This is a genomic window from Microcystis sp. M179S2, assembly GCF_020245805.1.
GTDB classification, from domain to species: Bacteria; Cyanobacteriota; Cyanobacteriia; order Cyanobacteriales; family Microcystaceae; genus Microcystis; species Microcystis aeruginosa.
Genome location: NZ_JADBUE010000212.1, coordinates 1 through 9,392, shown reverse-complemented (window position 1 = coordinate 9,392; position 9,392 = coordinate 1). Strand labels below are relative to the sequence as shown.

The following is a 9,392-nucleotide window of genomic DNA, read 5'->3' as shown; positions in this document are numbered from 1 at the left end:
GATTAAGGGGGGATCGAACCTAAAATCCATTTTTAATTTAATTATAACCAGCTACTTATAGCGTTTCTCGCATCTGTGCGGCACACTTAAACCTTTGCTGATTAAGCTGTTCAGGATCGGGAATGTACCTCTTGTGAATCAGAAACGCTATATCTCCAAATGTTGATTATTATTTGCGGAACAATAAAAGCACAAGCACAGAAAACGGGTTTCTTAAAGAAACTCGTTTTCTTTATAGAAACCAACCTACGAGGCGATGCTAAACAAATTGAAAGTAAGAACTGTTTAACGAAATGCTGGTGTTATCTTGAACGACTCCAATTAAGTCACCTCCTTGATAGATGGCTGTATCTAATAAAGCAGAAGTACCTGCCCAATTTTCCCACGATAGGCGAAGTGAACCAGTATTCTTAATTTGAATACGGTCTAGTATGCCGACATATTCAACAATAAGGGCATAACCACTACCTTGATAATAGTTACCAGCACTTTCACCTAGCACAAAAATGTCATCTCCAGCACCTCCAACTAAGGTGTCATACTCATTGCTGTTAAAAGATCCAGATGTAGAGCCGGTTAAGCGATCATTACCATTACCACCACTCAGATAATCATTTCCTGATCCCCCGAATAAGGTATCATTTCCCGATTCTCCCCATAAAGTGTCATTACCAGTTCCCCCATCTAAATAATCGTTGCCATTCCATCCCCATAAGATATCATTGCCCGACTGTCCATAAAGTTGATCATTGCCATCGCGACCGTCAATACGATCATCGTTGGTATTACCGTAAATGGTATCATTGCCACCATAACCATAGGCATAGAGTTGTTCACTTCCCGTATAGTTGTAGTAGTCTGCTCCACTTGTACCGTAGTAAGTAGCCATGGCTTTACTCTCTTGTTTAGTTTTAGATAATGGCCAATATGCACTCTACCCCCCCCAGACTGTATCATACGCTACAATTTAATAAATCTTTACATTTATCTCCCTGGCTGGGGATACCCTAGTGGTGCTGAGAACTCTTGAAAGTTTTTCTGTACAAGGATTTGCCGTCAGACTGGGGGGTGTCAAAAGGAGCGGCCGTATGAGATGCTCAACTTTCCCAACTTAAAGTTATCCCCACACCAGATACTCTCCTCTTAGTGCGATCGCTGCTTGGAGCCTGTGCATTAACAAACTATACTGCCTATCGGAAATTTTAGGACAAATGCTCGAACTGGCAACTCCGGCACTCCCGTACAATCTTAACGAGCAATCTGGATAAACATCTTCAATGCTGCTTTTGAGAAGGAGACGGGTTGCTAAAGCCTCTATAATAAGTAGCCATAGAGATGCCGACAACTTCCCCTGTCGATAGCGAATAAGGAGAAAAAAACCCAGTGTTTGTCCTCAAAGGTTACGAGTATTTTCTAGGATTTCTGCTTGCTTGCAGTTTAGTACCAATCCTATCCCTAACTGCCTCCAAAGTCCTGCGGCCTAGTGGTGGTGGTCCGGAAAGACGCACCACCTATGAATCGGGGATGGAACCGATCGGCGGTGCTTGGATTCAGTTTAACATTCGTTATTATATGTTTGCCCTCGTTTTCGTGGTTTTTGACGTGGAAACCGTCTTTCTCTACCCTTGGGCAGTAGCTTTCAATCAATTGGGCCTATTAGCTTTTGTAGAAGCACTGATCTTTATTGCTATCCTTGTGGTTGCTCTCGTCTATGCTTGGCGAAAAGGAGCCTTAGAATGGTCATAACGGCCATAATTTTCCTTATTTTTGACTTTTCATAAGAGGATAACCCGATGAGTCCCAACCCTACCAGCGAATTTAAGCAAATTATCGAACAACAAAGCGAAAAAATCCTCAATCCCATCGAACGCACCAAAGTTACCCAGGATTTATCGGAAAATGTCATCCTCACCACCGTTGATGACCTGTATAACTGGGCGCGTTTGTCAAGTCTTTGGCCGATGCTATACGGTACAGCTTGCTGTTTTATCGAGTTCGCAGCCTTGATTGGTTCCCGTTTTGATTTCGATCGCTTTGGTTTAGTTCCCCGTTCTAGTCCCCGGCAAGCCGATTTAATCATCACTGCCGGTACAATCACCATGAAAATGGCCCCCGCTTTGGTGCGTCTGTATGAAGAAATGCCGGAACCTAAATACGTTATCGCCATGGGTGCCTGTACGATTACGGGGGGAATGTTCAGCAGTGACTCCACCACTGCGGTTAGAGGGGTAGATAAACTTATCCCCGTGGATGTCTATATACCCGGTTGTCCCCCCCGTCCGGAAGCGATTATCGACGCGATTATTAAACTGCGGAAAAAAGTCGCTAACGAATCTATTCAAGAACGCGGGACTGTCCTCCAGCAAACCAATCGTTATTACAGCACTACCCACAAAATGCAGGCCACGGAACCGATTCTTACCGGTAAATATCTGCAATCGGCCACCCGTCAAGCACCTCCGAAAGAGTTGCTAGAAGCCACCGGTATGCCTGTTCCCCCCGCTCTTTTGACCACGAAACAAAAGGAAGAAATCTAAATGACTGAAGAAACCACAGCTATTGTGCAAGCTGGCCCCACTTCGATTTGGTTAAGTGAAAATGGTTTTGAGCATCAAGCTTTAGAAGCTGACCATAGTGGTGTGGAATTGATTAAAGTAGAAGCAGACTTTTTAATTCCTCTGGCCACTGCTTTATACGCTTATGGCTTTAATTATCTCCAATGTCAGGGTGCTTACGATTTGGGACCGGGGAAAGAATTAGTTAGTTTCTATCATCTGGTCAAAGTAACCGATAATGTCGATAGTCCCGTGGAAGTGCGCTTAAAAGTCTTTCTTCCCAGAGATAATCCCCGGGTTGCCTCGGTTTACTGGATTTGGAAAGCAGCTGACTGGCAAGAACGAGAAAGTTATGATATGTTCGGCATTATTTATGAAGGACATCCCCACCTGAAACGGATTTTAATGCCGGAAGATTGGGTCGGTTGGCCTCTACGCAAAGATTACGTTTCTCCCGAATTCTACGAACTACAGGACGCTTACTAAGTCGAGAATTTAATCAGTAACATCGGGTTAGAAGATATTTCTAGCCCGATTTTTTTGAGATTTAGGGACAAGATAAGCTATTGGGTATTTAGTCGGTTAAATCTACATTTCGTAGCCAAACTTATTGGCATCTACTTCTTGTAAATTAATATCGATTAAACCGTATTCTGACCAGCGTTGGGAAACCTTGACCGCCATGGCAGGATCCGACTCCAAAGGTTCCCCCCATTCGTGGTCGGTTTCGGGATACATTTTAGTGGTGGCATCAATTCCCATTCTCCCCCCCAAACCGACCTTTTCGCTGGCAAAATCGAGGCTATCAAAGGGGGTTTCCGGGAGAATAAACACATCGCGAACCGGATCCACTTTAGAACTAATTGCCCAAACCACTTGCCGGGGGTCGCGAATATTAATCTCCTTATCGACGACGATGACAAATTTAGTATAGGTGAACTGGGGTAAGGCACTCCAAAAAGCTAAGGCCGCTCGCCGCGCTTGCCCTGGATAGGCTTTATCAATGGAGATAATCGCCGCTTTATAGCTTAAAGCTTCCATCGGTAGGAAAAAATCCCTGATTTCTGACACCTGTTGCCGTAAAATCGGTGTATAAATACGATTAAGTGCGATCGCCATCATCGCTTCTTCCTTGGGAGGACGACCGCTAAAAGTGGTTAAATAAATGGGGTCGCGACGATGGGTCATGCAGTGGAAATGAATCAGGGGTGAATCTTCCACACCGCCATAGTAACCCATGTGATCACCAAAGGGTCCATCTGGCAATACCTCTCCGGGGGTAATTGTTCCTTCCAGGACGATTTCTGCGTCGGCCGGCACTTGCAAATCGAGGGTTTTACACTTGGCTAACTGTACCCCAGAACCGCCGTACAATCCCGCAAACAGCCATTCTGACAGATCTACGGGTATAGGAGTGGCGGCGGCCATGATAATCAGAGGATCGACCCCTAAAGCGATGGCTATTTCCAATTTTTTGCCCATTTGTGCCGCTTTTCGCAGGTGACGCGCCCCACCGCGCACGGATAACCAGTGGACGGTCATGGTATTGTGAGACTGTAGCTGTAAGCGATAGACACCGACGTTAGGGGTTCCCGTTTCGCAATCTTTAGTAATTACTAGCCCTAGGGTGATAATCTGACCTGCATCGCCCGAATAGGGACGAATCATCGGAATTTTCTTTAAATCTACTTCATCCCCCTCTAAAATCACCTGTTGACAGGCAGGGAAAAAGTTACGGTTGGGTTTGGCTTTCAGGACATCAAATAAAACTTTACCAAAATCGATCGCTTGGGAGAGTTTTTTCGGGGGTTTCGGTTGTTGCAACAGGGCGAGTTTTTTGCCTAAATCTTCCAATTCTTCGGGTTTATTCAGGTTCATCGCCCAACAGATGCGTTCTACCGTTCCCATCAGGTTAATAGCGACGGGAAACTCTGCTCCTTGCACGTTTTCAAACAGTAGGGCCGGTCCCCCCACCTGTAGCATCCGATTAGCGATCTCGGCAATTTCTAAATCGGCAGAGACCGATGCACTAATGCGGCGTAATTGCCCACGCTCTTCTAAAAGCTTAATAAATCCTCGTAAGTCTCTAGCCATGATGAAGAAATGTAAATAAATCCCTCTCTCTATTATCTCTTAGGGCGGCAGTTTCCGTCAGGGATAGTCACCGTTTTGAGAGTTTGAGGCTATTCTCGTCTAGAATTAAGTAAAAAAATCCCCATCTCGCCAGCTTCATTCCTACGCCTAAATTTATGCTTATCCAGCCCAGAGGTCAACATGATTAAGGATATTGAAATTAGTAATTTTAGATGTTTTGAGCATACCAAAATTGAAGGTTTTGAGCGAGTTAATTTAATTGGTGGTAAAAACAATTCAGGGAAAACTGCCTTGTTAGAGGCAATATTTTTGTATAGTTATCCCTATCCAAATACTATTCATGAAGTCAGAGAATCTATTCGCAAGGAATCTTTAGCCGTTGTTCAGGCTGTTCCCAAAAATGCTTGGGATAATTTATTATTCAATCTTGATAGAGAAAATATTATTGAGTTAAAAGGCTCCCAATCTAATCAAGGGGATAAATTGGTAAAAATATCGATTTCCGATTCTCTTCAAGATACTGTTCTAGGCATCTCTGAAGATTGGCAAAAATTATATGATTTTATCGCTAAAAATAAATCAGTTATTTCTATCTTAAATATTCACACAAGTTTTGACCTCAAGAATGACTCAAAAGATAGTCAAATGAACTATTTTTTAATTGCTAGTTCTGAGGGAATACTAGCTTTACCTAATGCGGGTGATGAGCAACCAGTAATCATTGATGCATCTGTCAATAAATCTTTGGAAGAATTGAGCGAGTCCTATACTAAAATAGCTTTTAATGAACAGGAAGAAGAAGTGCTAAAAGCCTTGCAAATACTTGATCCTTCTATTAAAAAGATAGAAAGTTTTTTTCTGGGCGAACCAAATTTATACCTGAAAAGAAAAGAGAGAAAACGCCTACCCATATCTCTGTTTGGTGAAGCTATTAATCGTCTGATAGAGATGATTTTTGCTCTACTCATCAATCCTAAAAAAATTATTTTTATCGATGAAATAGAAAATGGTCTTCACTATACTGCTTACCCAGATATTTGGAAAACTTTATTCCGATTAGCTATCGAACTAGATAGCCAAATTTTTGCCACAACCCACAGTTTAGAGATGATCCAAGCTTTTGCCGATGTGGGGTTAGAATATTATCCAGAACAGGGGGCCTATTTTGAACTAGCAAGGAGTCCCAGAACTGATAAAATTATCGGTATTAAAAGTGAATTAGATATCTTAGATTATGCTCTCAAGCACAATGATCGAATCAGAGGTGAGTAGAATCGTGGCTAATGTAATAATTGTTGAAAGTCAAGATGATGCGGCTTTTTTACGAGCTATTATTGAGCATATTAATGAATCGAATCATTTAACGATAACTATTGTTGAATTTTATATTCTAGACGGAATAGAACGAGAAAATTATCGTAGCCTTGAACAACGACTGAAACGACTTAATAACACCCTGCTCAAAGATGATATTCAAAAGATAGGTATTGTTTTAGATTTAGACGAACAAACCAGACAAGAAAGACTTGCTCTGGTTAGTCAATGTATTCAAAGAGTTTTTAGAGAAGCAGTCAGGATAGATGATACCCAAAAGCTATTTCAATTAAATGCTTCTACGAATACTCAAATAGGTTGTCATTTTCTTCATGTTAATGAACAGGGGGAACTAGAGACAGTGTTGAGAGAAATTAAAACCCAAGATTCTCCCCATGCTGATTGTGTAGAAGCTTGGCGATTCTGTCTTGCACAAAAAAATATTGATATAAATCGTAAAAAAATTGATAAATTGTGGATTCAAAACTATATCAGGGAAGATACACCATCACAGAATGAAAAAAGAGAGGCTAAGAAATATTGTAATTTATCCCATGCTTTAACCAAAAAAGACATTTGGAACTTTGAGCATGAGGTATTAAATGAACTCAAAGAATTTTTACAACTATTTGCTGTCTAATCAAAAATCCCCCTAGAAATCTAGAGGGATCGAGGGATATATGCAGTGCAATTTAGAAGTAAATTGTGCCACCCCAGCGCTCGTCTAGACGGGGAGCAACCAACATATAAGCGGCGACGTTATACACATCATCTTCGGTCAGATTGCGTAATTCTGGGAAGAGATCGGGACGGCTAACATTGGGATGGAGTTCGCTCAGATCATCTTCACCATCGTAACTGGTGGGATGTTCTAGATAATCAATCAATGCTAACAGATTATCTCTGGGGGGTTCCGCTTTTGCTAGATCGGCCAGACCCAAACTGACGTTATTATTAGTTTTGGTTTTACCTTGCAGGTGGCACTTAGTACAATTGGCGATAAAAAGTTTCTGTCCTTCCGTCGCTTGTTCAGAAGTCAAAGTCACCGATTTCCCCGCATCATTGAGGGTGATGGTGAGGGTTTCTTCATCGAGTTCTAAGGCACTAGCGCCGTTAAGATTGAATTGTAATACAAAAAAAACTACAGCGATCGCTGCCACAATCAAACGTTTGATCATTGTTCTCCTACTCGCAATTGTTCCAAGAAAGGGAATTTTAAGGTGACTAAAAAATTTTCTCCTCTGGGAGGGTATCGATCGATTCTAAGTGATCACGGACACCGAGAAGATCCCAGTGGGGAATAAAGTCAAGGGGACGTTTCCGTTTTAGAGGCGGTTACTCCTGAGCGTTGGGATAAAATCAGTGAGATAATTGCTTTAGCATCTTCTAGGGCGAGATTAGTCTGCCGATCTTTATAGGAGATGCCTAATTGGTCGCAAAGTGACAACACAGATTCATCGGCCAGACCGTACTCTGCCGCAATATCAGCGATCGATAGATCAGCAAAACCCATAGTCTAACGCACCCACCAAGGATAGAGAATACTTATTAGTTACCATAATTATCATGCCATTGCCGGGGACATTCTTAACAGTGATCAGTGATCAGTGATCGAGAGTCAGTTATCAGATGTGAGTTTTCAGTTCACTGATTACTGTTTACTGATCACTGAAAAAAGCTCCCACCCCCCATCACCCCACACCCCATCACCCCATCACCCCACACCCTCAAAATTCCCTAATTTTCCCGACTTTTGCCTTTTTATTCCCTAAGATAGAGACTTGTGTAAACAAATTTAATTAAAATCGCAAAAAACCTGAAAAAATACTAAAATGTGATTAAGAATGTTATTTTTAGCGTTGTAAGGCTAAATCTTTCTCGATAACATTGTAATCATACCTCAACACTCTTTTGTACAAAGGACTGCACCTTTGTTAACTTATGGATATACAACTGATCAACATCGGCTTCGGTAATATTGTTTCCGCTAATCGGGTTATCGCCATCGTTAGCCCAGAATCGGCTCCTATCAAACGCATCATCAGTGATGCTCGGGATAAAGGCTGTTTAATCGATGCTACCTATGGAAGACGGACTCGTGCGGTGATCATCACCGATTCTAGTCATGTAGTGCTGTCGGCCATTCAACCAGAAACCGTGGCTCACCGTTTCGTGGTCAACAAGGAAGCGCCTGTTAATAGTAGCAACTAAGTTATTAACCCCATGCAACCCGGTCAATTAATTGTCATTACCGGCCCTAGCGGTGTGGGCAAGGGTACGCTAGTCCGGCATTTACTAACTCGTTTCCCTAACCTCTACCTGTCCGTATCCGCTACTACGCGCCCACCTCGACCGGGTGAAATTGAGGGGGAAGATTACTACTTTCTCGACCGTCCCAGTTTCGAGGAGAAAATGGCAGCCGGAGAATTTCTAGAATCGGCCGAATACGCGGGCAACTACTATGGGACACCCCAATCAGCGATCGCCGCTCAATTAGCAACAGGCCAGACCGTAATTCTAGAAATCGAATTAGAGGGGGCCAGACAGGTCTGTCAAAGCTTCCCCGAAGCGAGGAGAATCTTTATCCTACCCCCCAGTTTCGAGGAATTAGAACGTCGTTTGCGCGACCGGGGCAAAGATAGCGAAATAGCGATCGCCCGTCGTCTAGAGCGCGCCCGAGAAGAATTGGCCGCCAGCGAGGAATTCCCCGCTCAAATCGTCAACGATGACCTAGAAACCGCCCTAGATGCCATCGAGAAGATTATTTTTAGCCGTTAGCCATCAAGGGGCAGCAGCCAGTGGTCGGTCGTCAGCCTTGAATCAGTTATCGGTTATCAGATGTGAGTTTTCAGTTCACTGATTACTGTTGACTGTTCACTGAAAATACTTCCCCTATCCCCTAATCCCTATCCCCCATTCCCTAAGTTACCTAAAATATCGGATGAATACCCCCGCTACATTTTTCGATAAGATACTCACAAAAATTAGCGGGGGATGAAATCCGACCAGAATATCAATGACCCTGAGCGAAGTCGAAGGGTCAGCAACGGAGCATCGGTTTAATTCCACCATCTGTGGACAAACTGTGTTATAATCTACTTAACCAATGGTCGAGAATTGTTAGATGCTAGTCGTAGAAGCAAAGCTAAAAAACGGGACACTAGAGCAATATCACCGGCTTGATGAAGCAATTAGAACATCTCAGTTTGTGCGTAACTCTTGTGTTCGTTATTGGATGGACAATCAAGGGACAACCCGCAATGATCTCCAAAAACTTTGTGCGGTACTAGCTAACAATAAAGAGACACCTTGGGTTAATAAATTAAACTCTCAAGCTCGTCAATCGGCTGCTGATAGAGCCTGGCAATCAATTACTAGGTTTTACCATAATTGTCATGCTAAGATACCGGGAAAAAAGGGGTTTCCTCG

The 9,392-nt window shown here is 42.9% G+C and carries 11 protein-coding genes and 1 pseudogene; 8 read left to right on the top strand and 4 right to left on the bottom strand.

The features are described 5' to 3' along the window. Window positions 1-259: 259 nt before the first annotated feature. On the bottom strand, window positions 260-889 hold the full coding sequence (locus IM500_RS13195) for a calcium-binding protein (RefSeq protein WP_190718860.1): 630 nt from the start codon (window positions 887-889) through the stop codon (window positions 260-262). Window positions 890-1,383: 494 nt separating this feature from the next. Here IM500_RS13195 and ndhC point away from each other — a divergent pair, with 494 nt between their 5' ends. From ndhC to IM500_RS13180, 3 genes are read left to right on the top strand one after another with little or no spacing between them, the layout of a single operon-like run. Beyond that, window positions 1,384-1,746, top strand: a complete 363-nt coding sequence (ndhC, locus tag IM500_RS13190) for a photosynthetic/respiratory NAD(P)H-quinone oxidoreductase subunit C (RefSeq protein WP_002739390.1) — start codon at window positions 1,384-1,386, stop codon at window positions 1,744-1,746. Between the two features lie 47 nt (window positions 1,747-1,793). Continuing rightward, a complete protein-coding gene (gene ndhK, locus IM500_RS13185) occupies window positions 1,794-2,537 on the top strand; it encodes a photosynthetic/respiratory NAD(P)H-quinone oxidoreductase subunit K (protein WP_002760976.1) in 744 nt (247 codons plus the stop codon). After that, a complete protein-coding gene (locus IM500_RS13180; protein WP_002780471.1) occupies window positions 2,538-3,041 on the top strand; it encodes an NAD(P)H-quinone oxidoreductase subunit J in 504 nt (167 codons plus the stop codon). A 102-nt stretch (window positions 3,042-3,143) separates the two neighbouring features. On the opposite strand, the gene IM500_RS13175 is transcribed toward IM500_RS13180, so the two are convergent. After that, entirely contained in the window at window positions 3,144-4,649 is a 1,506-nt protein-coding gene (locus IM500_RS13175; protein ID WP_190718866.1) for a UbiD family decarboxylase, read from the bottom strand. 180 nt (window positions 4,650-4,829) lie between these two features. On the opposite strand from IM500_RS13175, the gene IM500_RS13170 reads away from it, so the two are divergent. Both IM500_RS13170 and IM500_RS13165 read left to right on the top strand, forming a co-directional pair. Then, window positions 4,830-5,921: an AAA family ATPase gene (locus IM500_RS13170; RefSeq protein WP_190718870.1), complete on the top strand. Its 1,092-nt coding sequence runs from the start codon at window positions 4,830-4,832 to the stop codon at window positions 5,919-5,921. Beyond that, entirely contained in the window at window positions 5,899-6,603 is a 705-nt protein-coding gene (locus tag IM500_RS13165) for a DUF3226 domain-containing protein (protein ID WP_353737904.1), read from the top strand. The genes IM500_RS13170 and IM500_RS13165 overlap by 23 nt, the downstream gene beginning before the upstream one ends. 52 nt (window positions 6,604-6,655) lie before the next feature. Here the strand turns inward: IM500_RS13165 and psbV are convergent, their stop codons facing one another. Further along, window positions 6,656-7,141 (bottom strand): photosystem II cytochrome c-550, encoded by a 486-nt coding sequence (gene psbV, locus IM500_RS13160; RefSeq protein ID WP_199328712.1) that lies wholly within the window; start codon window positions 7,139-7,141, stop codon window positions 6,656-6,658. Between the two features lie 128 nt (window positions 7,142-7,269). Beyond that, window positions 7,270-7,476 (bottom strand): hypothetical protein, encoded by a 207-nt coding sequence (locus IM500_RS13155; protein ID WP_061432255.1) that lies wholly within the window; start codon window positions 7,474-7,476, stop codon window positions 7,270-7,272. 428 nt (window positions 7,477-7,904) lie between these two features. Here IM500_RS13155 and remA point away from each other — a divergent pair, with 428 nt between their 5' ends. The 3 genes and pseudogenes from remA to IM500_RS13140 all read left to right on the top strand — a co-directional run. Further along, window positions 7,905-8,174, top strand: a complete 270-nt coding sequence (remA, locus tag IM500_RS13150) for an extracellular matrix/biofilm regulator RemA (protein ID WP_002737924.1) — start codon at window positions 7,905-7,907, stop codon at window positions 8,172-8,174. A 12-nt stretch (window positions 8,175-8,186) separates the two neighbouring features. Next, a complete protein-coding gene (gene gmk, locus IM500_RS13145) occupies window positions 8,187-8,741 on the top strand; it encodes a guanylate kinase (protein WP_190718876.1) in 555 nt (184 codons plus the stop codon). 346 nt (window positions 8,742-9,087) lie between these two features. Then, window positions 9,088-9,392 (top strand): annotated as a pseudogene (locus IM500_RS13140) (RNA-guided endonuclease TnpB family protein); the annotation flags it as partial.

Coding starts and splice junctions, on each gene's coding strand:
- IM500_RS13195 (WP_190718860.1), bottom strand. CDS start 889: ATGGCTACTTACTACGGTACAAGTGGAGCAGACTACTACAACTATACG.
- ndhK (WP_002760976.1), top strand. CDS start 1,794: ATGAGTCCCAACCCTACCAGCGAATTTAAGCAAATTATCGAACAACAA.
- IM500_RS13180 (WP_002780471.1), top strand. CDS start 2,538: ATGACTGAAGAAACCACAGCTATTGTGCAAGCTGGCCCCACTTCGATT.
- IM500_RS13175 (WP_190718866.1), bottom strand. CDS start 4,649: ATGGCTAGAGACTTACGAGGATTTATTAAGCTTTTAGAAGAGCGTGGG.
- IM500_RS13170 (WP_190718870.1), top strand. CDS start 4,830: ATGATTAAGGATATTGAAATTAGTAATTTTAGATGTTTTGAGCATACC.
- IM500_RS13165 (WP_353737904.1), top strand. CDS start 5,899: ATGATCGAATCAGAGGTGAGTAGAATCGTGGCTAATGTAATAATTGTT.
- psbV (WP_199328712.1), bottom strand. CDS start 7,141: ATGATCAAACGTTTGATTGTGGCAGCGATCGCTGTAGTTTTTTTTGTA.
- IM500_RS13155 (WP_061432255.1), bottom strand. CDS start 7,476: ATGGGTTTTGCTGATCTATCGATCGCTGATATTGCGGCAGAGTACGGT.
- remA (WP_002737924.1), top strand. CDS start 7,905: ATGGATATACAACTGATCAACATCGGCTTCGGTAATATTGTTTCCGCT.
- gmk (WP_190718876.1), top strand. CDS start 8,187: ATGCAACCCGGTCAATTAATTGTCATTACCGGCCCTAGCGGTGTGGGC.